15 protein-coding genes and 1 tRNA gene are annotated in these 16,345 nt (G+C 66.4%); 10 read left to right on the forward strand and 6 right to left on the reverse strand.

The genetic code is table 11. The annotated features are described in order from the left end of the window. Positions 1-290: 290 nt before the first annotated feature. A complete protein-coding gene (locus tag AS031_RS18740) occupies positions 291-1,241 on the forward strand; it encodes a 2-hydroxyacid dehydrogenase (RefSeq protein ID WP_074447035.1) in 951 nt (316 codons plus the stop codon). Between the two features lie 142 nt (positions 1,242-1,383). On the opposite strand, the gene AS031_RS18745 is transcribed toward AS031_RS18740, so the two are convergent. Then, positions 1,384-1,466, reverse strand: a tRNA-Leu gene (locus tag AS031_RS18745). Positions 1,467-1,839: 373 nt separating this feature from the next. Between AS031_RS18745 and AS031_RS18750 the strand changes: the two genes are divergently transcribed. The 7 genes from AS031_RS18750 to pknB are packed head-to-tail and all read left to right on the forward strand — an operon-like array spanning position 1,840 to position 11,389. Beyond that, positions 1,840-2,583 (forward strand): FhaA domain-containing protein, encoded by a 744-nt coding sequence (locus AS031_RS18750; RefSeq protein WP_058269683.1) that lies wholly within the window; start codon positions 1,840-1,842, stop codon positions 2,581-2,583. Further along, positions 2,580-3,062 carry an FHA domain-containing protein FhaB/FipA gene (locus AS031_RS18755; protein WP_058269684.1) on the forward strand — a complete coding sequence of 161 codons (483 nt, stop codon included), beginning with the start codon at positions 2,580-2,582 and terminating at the stop codon, positions 3,060-3,062. The genes AS031_RS18750 and AS031_RS18755 overlap by 4 nt, the downstream gene beginning before the upstream one ends. Positions 3,063-3,064: 2 nt before the next feature. Next, positions 3,065-4,837: a PP2C family protein-serine/threonine phosphatase gene (locus AS031_RS18760; RefSeq protein WP_058269685.1), complete on the forward strand. Its 1,773-nt coding sequence runs from the start codon at positions 3,065-3,067 to the stop codon at positions 4,835-4,837. Then, on the forward strand, positions 4,834-6,243 hold the full coding sequence (locus tag AS031_RS18765) for an FtsW/RodA/SpoVE family cell cycle protein (RefSeq protein ID WP_058269686.1): 1,410 nt from the start codon (positions 4,834-4,836) through the stop codon (positions 6,241-6,243). The genes AS031_RS18760 and AS031_RS18765 overlap by 4 nt, the downstream gene beginning before the upstream one ends. Beyond that, a complete protein-coding gene (locus tag AS031_RS18770; RefSeq protein WP_058269687.1) occupies positions 6,240-7,700 on the forward strand; it encodes a peptidoglycan D,D-transpeptidase FtsI family protein in 1,461 nt (486 codons plus the stop codon). The genes AS031_RS18765 and AS031_RS18770 overlap by 4 nt, the downstream gene beginning before the upstream one ends. Further along, the gene (locus AS031_RS18775) at positions 7,697-9,427 is read left to right on the forward strand and encodes a serine/threonine-protein kinase (protein WP_058269688.1); all 1,731 of its coding nucleotides are present in this window, start codon (positions 7,697-7,699) and stop codon (positions 9,425-9,427) included. The genes AS031_RS18770 and AS031_RS18775 overlap by 4 nt, the downstream gene beginning before the upstream one ends. 15 nt (positions 9,428-9,442) lie before the next feature. Continuing rightward, positions 9,443-11,389 (forward strand): Stk1 family PASTA domain-containing Ser/Thr kinase, encoded by a 1,947-nt coding sequence (pknB, locus tag AS031_RS18780; protein WP_058269689.1) that lies wholly within the window; start codon positions 9,443-9,445, stop codon positions 11,387-11,389. 24 nt (positions 11,390-11,413) lie between these two features. Here pknB and AS031_RS18785 read toward each other — a convergent pair whose 3' ends face one another. From AS031_RS18785 to AS031_RS18790, 3 genes are read right to left on the reverse strand one after another with little or no spacing between them, the layout of a single operon-like run. Continuing rightward, positions 11,414-12,055, reverse strand: a complete 642-nt coding sequence (locus AS031_RS18785; RefSeq protein WP_058269690.1) for an aminodeoxychorismate/anthranilate synthase component II — start codon at positions 12,053-12,055, stop codon at positions 11,414-11,416. After that, positions 12,052-12,222 carry a hypothetical protein gene (locus AS031_RS20070; RefSeq protein WP_169793892.1) on the reverse strand — a complete coding sequence of 57 codons (171 nt, stop codon included), beginning with the start codon at positions 12,220-12,222 and terminating at the stop codon, positions 12,052-12,054. The genes AS031_RS18785 and AS031_RS20070 overlap by 4 nt, the downstream gene beginning before the upstream one ends. Before the next feature lie 2 nt (positions 12,223-12,224). Next, positions 12,225-13,004 carry a class E sortase gene (locus tag AS031_RS18790; RefSeq protein ID WP_058269691.1) on the reverse strand — a complete coding sequence of 260 codons (780 nt, stop codon included), beginning with the start codon at positions 13,002-13,004 and terminating at the stop codon, positions 12,225-12,227. Positions 13,005-13,168: 164 nt separating this feature from the next. Between AS031_RS18790 and AS031_RS18795 the strand changes: the two genes are divergently transcribed. Together AS031_RS18795 and AS031_RS18800 are read left to right on the forward strand one after the other, a co-directional pair. Then, positions 13,169-13,420: a cell division protein CrgA gene (locus tag AS031_RS18795; protein WP_058269692.1), complete on the forward strand. Its 252-nt coding sequence runs from the start codon at positions 13,169-13,171 to the stop codon at positions 13,418-13,420. 20 nt (positions 13,421-13,440) lie between these two features. Further along, positions 13,441-14,073, forward strand: a complete 633-nt coding sequence (locus tag AS031_RS18800) for a DNA-3-methyladenine glycosylase I (RefSeq protein ID WP_058269693.1) — start codon at positions 13,441-13,443, stop codon at positions 14,071-14,073. Positions 14,074-14,828: 755 nt separating this feature from the next. Here the strand turns inward: AS031_RS18800 and AS031_RS18805 are convergent. Then, positions 14,829-15,707, reverse strand: a complete 879-nt coding sequence (locus tag AS031_RS18805; protein WP_058269694.1) for a rhomboid family intramembrane serine protease — start codon at positions 15,705-15,707, stop codon at positions 14,829-14,831. A 9-nt stretch (positions 15,708-15,716) separates the two neighbouring features. Then, positions 15,717-16,262 (reverse strand): peptidylprolyl isomerase, encoded by a 546-nt coding sequence (locus tag AS031_RS18810; RefSeq protein ID WP_058269695.1) that lies wholly within the window; start codon positions 16,260-16,262, stop codon positions 15,717-15,719. Between the last annotated feature and the right edge of the window lie 83 nt (positions 16,263-16,345).

Genomic DNA, 16,345 nt, shown 5'->3' on the forward strand with positions numbered 1-16,345 from the left:
TCCGGTTTGAGAACTGTTGCGGCCGGGTGCTCCCGCTCCCTCTGGGGAGGGTGCCTCCGGGGCCGCGCTGGGTTCAAGCTAATTGAGCTCCGGGGGCACCACAAGGAAATTGCGGGCGCCGGGAAACCGTGAAGCGGGCACCATGCGGGCCATGCGCGGGTGTGATGGGGGCCACGTCCCGCCGGGATCCGCGCCATTCCGCAGAAGTTTCATCATCAATACAGAGCCTGCATGGATTCATGCCATTTGCATGTTGGACCTGTATGGGTCCGAAACCTAGGGTGCTGGATATGAACAGCATCTCTGTCCTCCAGGTGGGGCCCCTCATGCCAGTTGTCCAGGAAACGATCGCCAGGGATTATGGGGCGGTCCGGCTTCCCGATGCTCCGGAGGAGCGGGCCGGCTTCCTCGCCCGGGAGGGCGGAACGTTCGAGGTGGCGGTAACGTCCGGCCGGTTCGGTGTGGGGACTGAGCTGATGCGCGCCCTGCCGAACCTGCGCGCGGTCGTGAATTTCGGCGTCGGATATGACACCACCGATGTTGCCCAGGCCGTCGAGCGGGGCATCACGGTCACCAACACCCCTGATGTCCTCAACGACTGCGTGGCGGACACGGCGATCGCCCTTTACGTGGACCTCCTGCGAGGGACCAGCGCAGCGGACCGCTACGTCCGGCGCGGTGACTGGCTCAGCAAAGGCAACTTTCCCCTCGCCACCAAGGCCAGCGGCAGGAAGGTGGGGATCCTTGGCCTGGGGCGGATCGGCAAGGTCATCGCCAGGCGGCTGGAGGGCTTCGACTGCGAGATCAGCTACCACAGCAGGAACCCCGTGGCCGGCACCAGTTACCGCTACGCGGCGTCGCCGCGTGAGCTGGCGGAGGGGTGTGAGGTGCTCATTGTGGCAGCAGCGGGCGGAGCAGGGTCCGCCCGGCTGGTCGACGCCGGGGTCATCGAGGCGCTCGGTCCCCGCGGCTACCTGATCAACATTGCCCGCGGATCGGTGGTGGACCAGGACGCGCTGGTTGACGCCCTGTTGTCCGGCAGGCTGGCGGGCGCGGGCCTGGATGTCTTCGTGGATGAGCCGAAGGTTCCGGAGGACCTGCTCGCCCTGGACAACGTGGTCCTCCTCCCGCACGTGGGCAGCGGCACGCACGAGACCCGGGCAGCCATGGCGGACCTGACGCTCGCGAACCTGCGCTCGATCGTTGAGACCGGTTCGGCCCTGAGTCCGGTCCACCCGTAGCGGCCGTATTCGCCGTTGCCCTATCAGTTGGAGCCCTTAAAACCGGGTTTGGCAACCAGAACTGATAGGGCAACCGACGCCGGCAGGGCTTAAGGAACAACAAAAGAGCCCCGGTCCTAAGACCGGGGCTCTTTCCTTTGCGTGCGCGAGGGGGGATTTGAACCCCCACGCCCTTTCGGACACTGGCACCTGAAGCCAGCGCGTCTGCCGTTCCGCCACTCGCGCGCAACTTCTTCCACTCAACAGCCCCCGGTTTCCCGGACCGCGGTCTTGTAAAAGCAGCGAGATCAAGCATAACGGACACATGCCGGAAAACACCAATTGAGCCCCGGGAGTGCCCGGGAAGCCTCCGCTGGGCGGCCTGAGGCGGCGGCTTTTGGCCCGTGAATCCGCGGATTCCGGTGCAGCACCGGGGCCCGGGACGAATAACTTTTGGAGGCGGCAAGCCGTTGTGGATTAAGGTCATTCACAGCCCTGCCCAGTAGTATCGGGTGTAGGAGTGGCTGCCGTGCGCAGCGACGCCAGCGAGTGTGAACCGAACGCCGGATCAAGTTCCGGGACGCGAACTGCCCCACAGCCGGGGGGAAGGAGGAGAACCATGGGCCTGCTGGACAAGGTCGAGCGCGGCATCGAGAAAGCCGTCCGTGGCGTCTTCTCCACCGGTTCCAAGGCCCAGGTGGAGCCCGTGGAAATCGCCAGCCGGCTGCGCCGGGAAGTGGACCACAAATCCCTCACGGTATCGGCGGGACGAACCCTCGCGCCCAACGTCTTCGATGTCCAGCTCAGCGACGACGACTTCAAGCGGGCCCAGGAGTGGGGAACCCCGCTGGCCGAGGAACTCTGCGACGTCGTCATCAACCACGTCCGCAGCCAGGGCTACACGCTGCAGGGCGCGGTGCGGATTTCCTTCCGCCGCGACTCCGGGCTGCGCGCCGGTGACTTCGAAATTGCTTCCACGACGGAAAAGTCCCGGGGTACCGCCGGCGGCCAGGCGCCGCGCCCCGGCGTTCCGGCAGCACCCAGCCGCCAGCCCGCCAAACTCCAGCCTGTCCTGGACATCGACGGGCAGCGCTACTCGCTGAACGCCCCCTCCATCGTGCTCGGCCGCTCATCCGAGGCCGACATCCATGTGGAGGACACGGGCGTGTCCCGCCGCCACCTGGAAATCCGCACCGCCGACGGCGTCACGAGCGCCGTGGACCTGGGCTCCACGAATGGGAGCTACGTCAACGGGCAGCGGGTTTCGGGCAGCACTGAACTTACTGACGGCTCCACCATCACGATGGGACGGACAAAGATCATCTTCCGCCTGCTTCCTGCCAACCCCGGTGGCCACGCATGAGCGACCTGACCATCACCGCGCTGCGGTTCGGCTTCCTGCTGCTCCTCTGGGTGCTCATCTTCAGCATCGTCTCGGCCATGCGCCGCGACCTGATGGTGGGCCGGAAGGCCGCCTCGGGAGCGCCCACGGCCCGCGAAGTCCGCAAGAACCCTGAACTGGCCGAACCCGCCCAGCCGCCCGTGAAGCAGCAGGCCAGGCAGCTGGTGGTGGTGGAAGGGCCGCTCAAGGGACGGTCGCTTCCGTTGGCCGCCAGCCCCATCCTGCTGGGCCGCGCCCAGGAAGCCACGCTCGTGCTGGAGGACGACTACGCCTCCGGCCGGCACGCCAGGCTCTTCCCCCAAGGAAGCCGCTGGTTCATCGAGGACCTCGGTTCCACCAACGGCACCTACCTGGCGGACCAGCAACTTACCCGTGCCCTGCCCGTTGAGCCAGGGGTTCCTGTGAGAATCGGCAAGACGGTCATTGAATTGAGGCCGTAGCAGTGGCCGTGCCTGAAATCCCCGCCAACGGGTCACCGCCCGCGGAGCGGCCGCTCATCATGCGCTACGCCGCCCGGTCCGACGTGGGCCGCATCCGGTCCAAGAATGACGACTCCGCCTATGCGGGCCGGCACCTGGCGGTGGTCGCCGACGGCATGGGCGGACATGCGGGCGGCGATGTCGCCTCGGCCGCCACCGTGCTCGACATGATCCACCTGGACCGAACGGATTACGACGGCGACGCCGGCACCATCCTGGCCGACGAGATCCAGACCGCCAATTCGCTGCTTTCAGAACTGGTCCACATCAACCCGAAGCTTGCCGGGATGGGCACCACGGTCACTGCGCTGCTGCTGGCCGAAGGGAAACTGCACTTCGCGCACATCGGCGACTCGCGGGCCTACCGGCTGCGCGACGGGGTGTTCGAGCAGATCAGCGTGGACCACACGTTCGTGCAGCGGCTCATCGACGAGGGCAGGCTCAAGCCCGAAGAGGCGGAGACGCATCCGCACAAGAACGTGCTCATGCGCGTCCTGGGCGACGTTGATGCCAGCCCCGAACTGGACCTGGACACCCTTGAGGCCCGCCCGGGTGACCGGTGGCTGCTCTGCTCCGATGGCCTGAACTACGTCGCTGGACACGCCGTGGAGCGGACCGTCAAGGAGACCCCCAACCTTCGCGAATGCGTCGAGACCCTCGTGGAACTCACGCTCGAGGCCGGGTCCCCGGACAACGTCACCGTGGTCATGGTGGAAATCGCAGAGGAAACGCCCGACGACGTCAGCACGGCCGCCGTCGACGTCATCCCGTCAGCCGGAGCCGCGATGTCCGCTGGAGCGCCCGGCGCCGCAGCAGCCGGCAGGGAGGCTTCCGCCGTGGCGGCCGGCGACGGCAAGGACACAGGCACGGCAGCGGCACCCCTGGCCGCGGCTCCGGGAGACGGGGCAGCGGGCGCAGGCGGCAGCGGGGCTGGCGCCGGGGAGGAAACCAACTCCGGGAACGGCGGCGGAACCGGTGAGGACGGAGCCACGGACGGAAAATCAACCGATCCCGGCTCAACCGACCCGCACCTCGGTGAGCACCTGTCCGCAGAGGTCTTGCGCGAAGAGCTGGCATCACGGCCGCATGAACTCGTGGGTGCCGCCGCCACCGCCGCCGAATCCGGTTCCATTCCCACCGTGGCTGGCCGCACCGTCGCCCGCCGGGCGGCCACGCTGCTGACCCACAAGGCAGACCAAACCTCGGCCGAGGACGACGAAACCCTGGTTCCGCTGAAACCGCGGCGCTGGCTCACGTGGTCCATTGCCGCCGCCATCCTGGTGGTCCTGGGCGTCGGCCTCTGGCTCGGATACGCCTGGACCCAGACCCGGTACTACGTCGGCGAATACGTCAGCGAGACGGGTTCCCGGGTGGCCATCTTTAACGGCGTCTCCCAGCGGCTGGGGCCCATCGAGCTTTCCAGCCTGGAAGCGGTGACGGACATCCGGATGGATTCCCTCCCGCAGTTCTCGCAGCAGAGGGTCCGCCAGACTGTCCCCGCCAATGACCTTTACGACGCCCAGCGGATCGTGAAGAACCTCGAGCTGACGGGCACCACGTCACCGGAAGAAGAGTGCCCGCCGGCCACGGCGTCGCCCACCGCGTCACCGGCTCCGGCCACCCCTTCGGCTGCTGCCACGCCAAGTCCGTCCCCCACGGGTTCCGCTGCTCCTCCGGCATCCGGCAGCCCCTCCCCGACCCCCAGTCCCACCGTAACCTGCCAGGGGGGCCAATGAGCCAGCTCAGCACCACACCCAAGCCTCGCCGCAACGTTGAGCTCGCGCTGCTGGTCCTTGCCCTGGCAGTCGGCATCGGCGCGAACATGATGGTCGGGGTGGACAAGGAAAAAGCCTTCGACTCGGACTTCTGGTTCCAGTCGAGCCTGCTGGCGGTGGCGGCGCTGGTGTTCCACGCCGTGCTGCGCTTCCGCGCCAAATATGCTGATCCGGTAATACTTCCGCTGGTGGTGGCCCTGAACGGCCTCGGCCTGGCCATGATCCACCGGCTCGACGCGCCGGGTGATGACACCGGCAACAACCAGCTGCGCTGGACGCTCATTGCCATGGCGGTGGCGATTGCGGTGATTTGGTTCCTCAAGGATCACCGCATCCTGCGCCGCTTCACCTTCATTTCCCTGGCTGCCAGTGCGCTGTTGCTGATCCTTCCGCTGGTCCCCGGGATCAGTGCCGGCGAGATCCTGGGCGCCCGGGTATGGATCCGGCTGGGCCCCATGACCTTCCAGCCGGGTGAGGTCGCCAAGATCACCCTTGCCATATTCTTCGCCGGTTATCTTTCCTCCAACCGGGACCTCATCCTGTTGGCCGGCCGCAAGATCGGGCCGCTGCAGTTCCCGCGGTTCAAGGACATGGGGCCCATGATCACGGCCTGGCTGGTCAGCATCGGCGTGCTTATCTTCCAGCGCGACCTGGGCTCCTCGGTACTGTTCTTTGGCCTGTTCATCGTCATGATCTACGTGGCCACCAGCCGCATCAGCTGGGTGGTCATTGGCGTGGCGCTCATCCTGGGCGGCGGCTTCGTGGCCTCCAACGTTTTTTCGCACGTGCAGCTCCGGATCGACGGCTGGCTCAACGCGTTTACGCCGGAGGTTTACGACCGTTCGCCCGGCGGCAGCGGCCAGATCGTGCAGGGCCTGTTCGGCATGGCCAACGGCGGACTGGTGGGCACCGGCCTCGGCCAAGGCCGGCCTGACCTTGTGCCCTTTGCCAACAGCGACATGATCATCGCCTCCCTGGGCGAGGAACTCGGGCTGATCGGCCTGTTCGCCGTCGTCCTCATGTACCTGCTGTTCTTCACCCGCGGCTTCCGCGCCGCCCTGGGCACCCGGGACGCGTTCGGCAAGCTCCTGGCCTGCGGCCTGTCCTTCGCGGTGGCCCTGCAGTGCTTCGTGGTGATCGGGGGCGTCACGCGCCTGATCCCGTTGACCGGTCTGACCACCCCCTTCCTGGCCGCCGGCGGTTCATCCCTGTTGGCCAACTGGATCATCGTGGGACTCCTGCTGCTGATCTCGCACACCGCACGCGCCCCCGTGAACACCACGCCGCTGCCGCCCGCCAAGGACCCGGCAAAAGCCCCGAACGCCACTGGCATTGATACTCCTACCGAGGCGGTGAAGCACCTGTGAACCAGGCAATACGGCATTCATGGGTGGCAGCAGTCGCCCTGTTCGCCCTGATTTTTGGCGCCATCAGCTACGTCCAGGTGGTGGGCGCCGACGAGCTCAAGGCCAACCCCTGGAACCAGCGCGCCATCCTGCAGAACTACTGCAGTGACCGCGGTGCCATCATCGTGGGCGGAACACCTGTGGCAGAGTCCGTGGAGACCGGATCGGAAACCTGCAAGTTCCAGCGCACCTACCCCCAGGGGGAGCTCTACGCGGGCATCACCGGCTACTTCTCGCAGAACTTTGGCGCCACCGGCCTGGAACGGGCCATGGGTGAGGTCCTGACCGGCGATTCGGACCAGCTGTTCCTGGACCGGGTCGGCCAGCTGTTCCTGGGCAACCAGCCCAAGGGCGCCTCCGTGGAACTCACCATCGACCCGGAGATCCAGCAGCTTGCCTACAGCCTGATCCCGGACGGGCAGCGCGGATCCATCGTGGTCACCAACCCCAAGACCGGCGCCATCCTGGCCATGGCTTCCAAACCGTCCTACGATCCCAACACCGTGGCCACGCAGGACCCCACGGCAGAGAGCAACAGCATCAACGAACTGCTGAAGGTTCCCGGGATCAACCTGAACCAAAACGTCAGCGGCCCCACCGGCGAACTGCTGGCCCCGGGTTCGGTGTACAAGCTCGTTGACACCGCAGCCGCCTTGGCGTCCGGGAAGTACAACGCGGACAGCGTACTTCCCAACCCGGCGGAAATGCCCTTCGACGGTATCTCCTACAAGCTGCCCAACTACGCGGGCGGCAACTGCTACACCAGGGACACCGCGAGTTTCGCGTTCGCCCTGCAGCAGTCCTGCAACACTCCCTTCGCCAGCATCGCGCTGGACCTGGGCCGTGACGCGATCGCCAACCAGGCCCAGAAGTTCGGCTTCGGCGAGGATGTGGGAGACCAGCTGAAGCTCGGCTACGCCCGCGGCAACGGCTTCCCGGACGACCTCGACGCTCCCGGCCTGGCCCAGTCGGCCATCGGCCAGAAGGACGTCCGCGCCACGCCGCTGCAGGTGAACATGATGACGTCGGCCATCGCGAACGACGGCGTGCAGATGCGTCCAAACCTCATCAAGACGCTCCGTTCCCCCGACCTGCGCGTCATCAACGAGCCGCAGCCTGAACAGCTGCGGACCTCCACCACTCCGGAGATCAGCAACCAGATCACCGACTGGATGGTCAGCGCGGTCAGCGAAGGTATCGCCAACCGGGCGGCCGTCCCGGGCGTGCAGGTGGCGGGCAAGACCGGAACGGCGGAGCTGGGCAACGGCACCAACAACTCCTGGTTCACCGGGTTCGCTCCCGCCAACAATCCACAGGTGAGTGTCACGATCGTCATGGAAGGCGTCGACATCTACACCGGAGCACAGTTGACCAGTCCGAACGCGAAGAAGATTTTTGAGGCGGTGTTGAATAAGTGAGGCCTACAACCGGAATCACCCTCGGCGGCAGATTCCAGCTGACAACGCGTATCGCGATCGGCGGCATGGGTGAAGTCTGGAAAGCGAAGGACCTCGTCCTGGGCCGCATCGTCGCGATCAAGGTGTTGAAGGAGGAGTACACCGGCGACCCCGGCTTCCTCCAGCGCTTCCGCGCAGAGGCCCGCCACACCGCCCTCCTCAACCACGTGGGGATCGCCAACGTCTTCGACTACGGCGAGGAGGAAGGCTCCGCGTACCTGGTCATGGAACTCGTTCCCGGCCAGCCGCTGAGCAGCATCATCGAGCACGAGCACGTCCTGTCCCCGGACCGGACGCTGTCCATCATCGCCCAGACCGCGCGGGCGCTGTCGGTGGCGCACGCGCAGGGACTCGTGCACCGTGACGTCAAGCCCGGCAACCTCCTGATCACGCCTGACGGCCGGGTGAAGGTCACGGACTTCGGCATCGCCCGGCTCGCCGACCAGGTACCCCTGACGCAGACCGGCCAGGTGATGGGCACCGCGCAGTACCTGGCACCCGAACAGGCCACCGGCCAGACCGCCACGGGCTCGTCCGACATCTATTCCCTGGGCGTCATTGGCTACGAATGCCTCACCGGGCACCGGCCGTTCTCCGGGGAATCCCAGATCGCCATCGCCCTGGCGCAGGTCAACGACGCGCCGCCGCCGCTGCCCGAGACCCTGCCTGCCCCGGTCCGCGCACTCCTAATGTCCATGCTGGCCAAGGACCCGAAAAACCGTCCCGAGAACGCCATCAAGCTTGCGGAGGCTGCCGAGGCGATCCGCAACGGCGACGTCGGCGCTGCCCGCGCGGCCGTGCCCGGCATGCTGCTCTTCGACTCCCCGGAGACCGGCCCCATCACCGCCCCGGTGGATACCGCAACGGCTCCCACCGGCGTGATCGGTGCGCAGCGCGACTCCTCGCCGACCGCCACGTCGGCGCTGCCCGTGGTGGGTGCCGCCGCGGCGGGCGCAGCAGCAGGAGCTGCAGCGGCCAACGCCGCTGACGGCGACGGAGACAACACCCCGCAGGGCCCGTTGGCCCGGGCCAACGCGCTGGCCGCCGAGCGGGACTGGAGACACGAGGAGACCACGTACGACGACGATCCCGCCGATGAGCCGCAGCGCAAGGGCCGCAGCCCCTGGACCTGGCCGTTGATCGCCCTCATCCTGCTGCTCCTGTTCGCCCTGGTGGGTTTCCTGCTGAACAGCCTGGGCGTCTTCTCGCCGTCCAACAGCCCCGCCGCAACGTCCAGCTCCAGCAGCCCGCGGACCACCAGCGCCACCCCCACCAGGAGCACGCCGCCTCCCACACCGACGCCTACGCGGGACACGCCTACGCCGACCCCCACGCCCACCCAGGAAACCGTGAACGTCATTCCGGACGCCTACCTGGGCAAGGACTACCGCCAGGTCCAGTCCGAACTTTCCAGCCTTGGACTGGCGGTGACGGTGGAGCCGGAGCAGACCGACGAGGCCTCGCCTGGTCAGGTCACAGGCCTGAACCCCACCGGACCGCTGCCGGTGGGATCGCCGATCACCGTGACCTACGCCGTGGCTCCGCCGCCCACCACAACGGCACCCACGTCGGAGGCGCCCACCGCCACGGCCCCCTCCACCGCACAATCCGCACCCTCTCCGCAGTTGCCCCTGCCCGCCTGTACCGCTGGAGAGCAGCCCGGCACTCCGCCCACCTGCGCTCCGTAAACGCCAGGACTGATCGTGAACGAGTCATCACGCGCACCGCTCCACCGGGAAGACAACGTCCCGGTGGACAACCAGCGTGTCCTGGGCAACCGCTACGAACTGGGCAACCTCATTGGGCGTGGCGGCATGGCGGACGTCTACCGGGGGACGGACACCCGGCTTGGCCGCACGGTGGCCATCAAGATCCTGCGCCCCGACATGGCACGGGATCCGCAGTTCCAGGCCCGGTTCAAGCGCGAGGCCCAGTCCGTGGCCGCACTGAACCATTCGTCCATCGTGGCCATCTACGACACGGGCGAACAGCAGGTCCATGACGGTTCGGAGGACGCGGTCCGGCTGCCGTACATCGTGATGGAGTTCGTTGACGGACGCACGCTGCGCGACCTCATCCGGGCCAAAGAGGTCAGCATCAGCCAGGCGATCGACTACTGCCTCGGAGTGCTTGCGGCCCTCGAGTACAGCCACCGCGCGGGTATCGTCCACCGGGACATCAAACCCGCGAACGTCATGTACTGCGAGGGCACCAACACCGTGAAGGTGATGGATTTTGGCATCGCCCGCGCCATGGCTGATTCCTCCGCCACCATGACCCAGACCCAGGCGGTGGTCGGGACGGCCCAGTATCTCTCGCCCGAACAGGCCCGGGGCGAGACAGTGGACGCGCGCAGCGACCTCTACTCGGCCGCCTGCCTCCTTTACGAAATGCTGACCTCGCGGCCGCCGTTCATCGGTGACAGCCCGGTTTCCGTTGCGTACCAGCACGTGCGCGAAATCCCGGCGCCGGCCAGCAGCATCAACCCGGAAGTTTCGCAGGCGCTGGACACGGTCCTGGCAAAGGCACTGCAGAAGAACCGCGACGACCGCTTCCAGGACGCCGCGGCCTTCCAGCGTGCGCTCCGCGCGGCCCGTTCCGGCATCGCCGTCCCGGCGGTGCCCGCCTCCGAGGCGCCCACCGACCCCAACGACCATGTACCGGCGCCGGAAGCGCCGCCCACCGAGGCCTTCGCCGCAGGTGCGGCGTTCGCCGATGACGCCCCCACGGGCCGCCTGGCCGCCACAGGTGCGGCGTTCACGGACGACGACGGCACGCGGCGCCCGCTGGAAGTGCCCGAAGCTCAGAGCGAGGCGGAGTCCCTTCCCCTCGGCCTCGCGCCGGAACGTGAGCGGCCCACCCGGCAGAAGTCCCGCCGTCGTGCGTGGATCGCCACCCTGGTGATCTTCACGCTGCTGGTGCTGGCCGGCGGCGGCCTGTGGCTGTATGACGTGGTGAACCGTCCCGCGCCGGCCGCACCGAAGGTGGAGATTCCGGCGGTGGCTTCCATGACGGAATCGGCGGCCCTGCAGGAGTTGTACAACGCCGAGTTGAAGCCGAAGATCGCGCGGTCGCAGAACGATTCCGTTCCCAAGGGCATCGCAATCGGCACGGACCCCACGTCCGGGCAGAAACTTGATCCGGGGTCGGAAGTAGTCCTCAACATTTCCGAGGGCCCCAGTGCGGTGAAGATCCCAGAAAACATTCCCGGCACCACGGAGGCCGCCGCCCGGGACATCCTGCGCCAGGTTGGCCTGGTGGGGGCACCGTCCACCACCACTGCCAACAGCGCCACCGTGCCGGCCGGCATCGTGATCACCACCAGCCCCGCCCCGGGCCAGAGCGTGGGGGTGGGCACCACCGTCGAGCTGGTGGTCTCCACCGGCAAGGTGGCGGTGCCGGAGCTGCGCGGCAGCACCCGGGCAGAAGCGGAGGCGGCGCTCAAGGACCTCGGCCTGGTTCCCAACGTCATCGAGGCGGAGAACGGCCAGGTGGAACCCGGCCGGGTCACCGACCAGAGCGATGCTGTCAACGCCGCGGTGGAGCAGGGCAAAACCATCACCATCGTGGTGGCTAAGGCCCCGCCGCCCTCTGCCACTCCCACCCCGACTCCCACGTCCACCCGGGGCGGCAGGGACCGGGACGAGTAGGGGCAATCCGGCGGGAGCGGGGTGTCAGTGCTGGATCAGCGGGCTCAGCTTCGCTGCCCGGGCGGCCGCGCCGGCCATTCCCAGCGACTCAAGCCAGTTGCCCAGCATCTGATAGCCGCCTTCGGTGAGCACGGATTCGGGGTGGAACTGGACTCCGCAGAGTGGTGCCGTGCGGTGCTGCAGGCCCATCACCACGCCGTTTGCCGTCTGCGCGGTGACTTCGAGGACGTCCGGGATGGACTCCCGCACGGCAGCCAGCGAGTGGTAGCGGGTGGCGCTGATGGGGGAGGGAAGTCCGGCAAAGACGCTCGTGCCAATGTGCTCCACTTGGGAGGTCTTGCCGTGCATGAGTTCGGGAGCGTGCGTCACGGTGCCGCCGAAGGCTTCGGCCAGGGCCTGGTGTCCCAGGCAGACTCCGAACATGGGGACGCTGTTCTCACCGCACCACTTGATCAGCTCGATGCAGACGCCGGCCTCGGCAGGATTGCCGGGTCCCGGGGAAACCAGCACGCCGTCGCGCGTACCGGCCAGTTCGATCGCCTCCGCCAGGGTGACGTCGTCATTGCGGACCACTGTGGTCTCGGCGCCGAGCTCCTGGAGGTATCCCACCAGGGTGTAGACAAAGCTGTCGTAGTTATCCACCACGAGGATCTTGGTTGTGGTCATGGCTGGCTTGCTGCACCAATCGTTGAGTCGGTGAATCGGGTGTATTCGGACATCCACGGGAAAAGGAACTGGACCATCAATACCAGTGCCACTGCCACCAGCACCACTGATGTGACGATCCGCAGCCAGAGGGGTCCCGGGAGGTGGCGGAAAATCCAGCCGTACATGCTCAGCCCTTTCCGATCGCGGCGGCCACCTGCGCGGCGATTTCAGCGGGCGGTCCGGCCGAGGCGGGACGCCAGGTGTCCATCAGCGCGTAGGCGATGATCCGTTCCTCGGCACCAAACCGCGGATTGCAGCTTGTCATGGTGAGGAACCTTTCCGTGGGGGCCACGCCGGGGAGGGTGGGCACCGCCGCCAGGACGTCGGTGCGCGAGGGCATCACAATCTGGTTGTTCCGGAAAACGTAGGTGTAATACCCGTCCTTGGTCTGGACGTAGATCTTGTCGCCCGGCACCAGCGTGTGGATGTTGTCTAATACCGCGCCGTGCGTCTGCCGGTGGCCGGCGACGGCGAAGTTGCCCACTGCTCCGGGCATGGCGGTGGATTCGTAATGCCCCAGCCCCAGGGTGTCCAGGACGTCCTGGCTGGTTCCCTGCACGATGGGCCGGGTGTAGTTGGGCCCAAACCGGGGGATGTACATAATGCCTATCGTTCCCGCATGGCCGGGGGCGGTGCCCACCACCGGGTCGCCGAAGTTTTCGCCCCCGGGAGGCGCCGCCGCGGGTGGGGGCGCAGCCGGGCCCAGGTCCTGGGCGAACTCCTTGATGACTTCGCTCTGCTTGGCGTCAGACTCCACGTTGGTCCACCACAATTGCCATGCGACGAACAGCAACAGGATGACGCCGGCGGTGATCAGCAGCTCGCCTGCCACCTGCACCGCCCCGCGCAGGAGGACGACGCCGGCAGACGGCGGGGCGGCGGGCCTCGCCTTCTCCTGCAATACCACGCGCTCTCCTCGGGGGCGGTTCCACCGGACACCGGCGGATCGGGACTCCGGCTAGAATTGGCTGCTAGTAAGAATTGACCAAGATCGCGCAGACCGCTGGCAATTTCCTTCCTGCAGGATATCAAGCCCGGGACGCCGAGTTTGCCAGCCCTCAAGGAGACCCAGTGCCCGAGTCCAGGCCCCGCAAGAAGACCGCCAGCACCGTCGAGAAGGCTGCCCCGGAGGCGTACAAGCCCAACCCTGTGTGGTTCAAGCCGGTAATGTTCGGCCTGATGATCATTGGCCTGTTCTGGATCATCACTTTCTACATCAGTGAAGGACGCTTCCCGGTACAGGCGTGGGGATCGTGGAACATCGTGGCCGGCTTCGGCATCGCCATCGTGGGCTTCCTGATGACCACGCGCTGGCGCTCCTGACGACCCGTTCCGACACCGCCATGAGCCTCCCCGTAGACGGCCCCGCGCTGCAGGGCAGCGACGTCATTATCGGCGACGACGGCCTGGCCCGTCCCGCCTGGGCTTCCACGGACCCGCTCATGCGGGACTACTACGACAACGAGTGGGGACTGCCCGTCCGGGACGAGCAAGGCCTTTATGAGCGAATCTGCCTGGAGGGCTTCCAGGCCGGCCTGTCCTGGGCCACCATCCTCCGCAAGCGCCCTGCTTTCCGAGCCGCCTTTGCCGATTTCAGCCCCGACGCTGTCGCGCAGTACACGGACGCCGACGTAGAGCGGTTGCTGCAGGACACCGGCATAGTCCGCAACCGCCTCAAGATCGAGGCCACCATTAAAAACGCCCGGGCCACACTGGCTCTGCGGGACGACGGCGGCCTGGTCGACTTTGTCTGGGGATTCCAGCCCGCCGCCACCCCCGCTCCCGTGGCCCACGCCGACATTCCCACCCAATCGCCCGAGTCCGTGGCGCTGTCCAAGGCGCTCCGCCGGCGAGGCTTCGCGTTCGTGGGACCCACCACCATGTTTGCCCTGATGGAAGCCATCGGCATGGTGGACACCCACCTTGTGCACAGCCACCGCCGCGGCTCATCCGGCGTCTGGCCGAACCCTTCCTGACCCAGGTCCGCACCTGAATCCAGCTCCCGCCTGTGGGGAAAGTTATCCACACTGTTGAAAACAGCGTCATGTGACCCCTGCCTGACCTTCCGCCGCGCCAATACAGGGGAATCCGGGAAACCCGCCGCGCGGATGCAGTTATTAACACTGTGGAATACCCTGTGGATAACAAGGTTACTTTCCGGTATCCACACCACTCGGGGCGGCTGCCGATGAGTTCCACGGACCCGCAGCCGGCCTGCGCCCGCTGCCACCCCCACCTCACGCCATGGAGGTGAGGAACGTCTGCTCTTCCACTTACCAACATTGGGATACCCACAAGTTATCCACAACTGTGGATATTGCCGCGCCGGCGGCGCCGGTGACCGCCCGGGATCGCAGCATACGCCCGGATTTTTAGCGGCTGAACTACAGGCCTGTGACTTATTAACAATGTGCACAACGCTGTTGAAAGAGTCCCGCCGCTCTGGTTCCTTAGGGACCAATGGCCCGTTTTCGGGGTCAATTTCCACAGCAAGCGCATAACGCACCGGTTTGTCCACTTAAGCACAGGCGTTTCCCCAGGAGTTATCCACAGGTGGGGATAAAGCTGTGGTTCGTACTGCCCCAGGCCTGCCACGATGCCGATCTGGGCGCACCATGGCGTGAACTACACGGCTGTAAGTTATTAACAGTGTGGATAAGCCATGTGGATAAAGAAAAACCCAGCGTCGACGACGCTGGGTTTTTGGTGAGCGCGACTGCGCGGGAGCCGGTCAGACTGTGACGCGCACCCACACGGCAGCTGCCAGGAGAACCAGTACGGCCAGCAGGCCGGCAGCCTGGACAAGGCTCCGGCGGGGCCCACGGGGAGTGTAGGCAATCACTGCAGCACACAGGGCACCCGTGACCAAGCCACCCAGATGTGCCTGCCAGGCAATCTGCGGCACCAGGAACCCGATGGCCCCGTTAATGGCGATCAGGACCCAGAGCTGGCGTGTATCCCCGCCGCGCTGGCGCTGCACCAGGAGCATGGCGCCGAAGAGTCCGAAGATGGCTCCGGACGCGCCCACCACTCCGTACAGGGGCTGGCCCGGTACATACAGGGGAGTGAGGAGCAGGTAACCTACCGAGCCGCCCAGGGCGGAGAGCAGGTAGACGGCAAGGAACCGGATCCGGCCGAGGAGGGGTTCCAGTGCCTGACCGAAAATCCAGAGCATGTACATGTTAAGGGCGATGTGCAGGATGAAGCCCTGGGAATGCAGGAAGGCCGCCGTGAGCATCCGCCACGGCTCGAACTCGCCGTAGCGCGGTTCTGCGTAAATGGTGGCGAAACCCAAGGTTCGGTACACGGCGTCATCGGGGAGGAGCCACTGCAGGACGTACAGGACTGCGCACGCGGCGATGATCCCGAACGTCACCATAGGCCGGCCGGTGGCGACGGCGCCGCCATAGACGGACCGGACCTCCGGCGTCGTACGCCGTGTTTCGTTGACGCAGTCAACGCATTGGAATCCGACGGCGGCCGCCCGCTGGCAGTCGGGGCATGCAGGGCGCCCGCACCGCTGGCACCGCACATAGGAGGGCCGGTCGGGGTGCCGGGGGCATACCGGGACCTGGGCGGACGGCTCGGCCGACGGAATTCCGTAACTCATGGTGAGTGGTTACAGCCGTTCGATGTCGATGCTGTTGATGGTCACGTCCTCGACCGGGCGGTCGCCCATGCCGGTGCGGACACCCTCGATGGCGTCAACGACCTTCTTGGATTCGTCGTCGGCGACTTCGCCGAAGATGGTGTGCTTGCCCTGCAGCCAGTCGGTGGGAATGGTGGTGATGAAGAACTGTGAACCGTTGGTGCCCTTGCCCATCTGGATGCCGGCGTTGGCCATGGCCAGCTTGTAGGGCTGGTTGAAGCTCAGTTCGGGGTGGATCTCGTCGTCGAAGCGGTAGCCGGGGCCACCGGTTCCACGGCCCAGGGGATCGCCGGCCTGAATCATGAAGTCCTTGATAATGCGGTGGAAGATGGTTCCGTTGTACAGCGGCGTGCCGGTCTTGGCCTCACCGGTTTCGGGGTGGGTCCAGTCCTGCTCGCCCGTGGCGAGTCCGACGAAGTTCTTGACCGTCTTGGGGGCGTGGTTGCCGAAGAGGTTCACGCGGATGTCGCCGAGGCTGGTGTGGATGGTTGCTTTTGCGGTTGCGATGGCAGTCATAAGGCCCATTCTTCCATGGCGGACTATGACGTTGGCGGCCCCCGAAGCAGTTCCGCGCTGGGTGAAATCGCCCTAAAATCCGC

The organism is Pseudarthrobacter enclensis, from assembly GCF_001457025.1.
Lineage (GTDB): Bacteria > Actinomycetota > Actinomycetes > Actinomycetales > Micrococcaceae > Arthrobacter > Arthrobacter enclensis.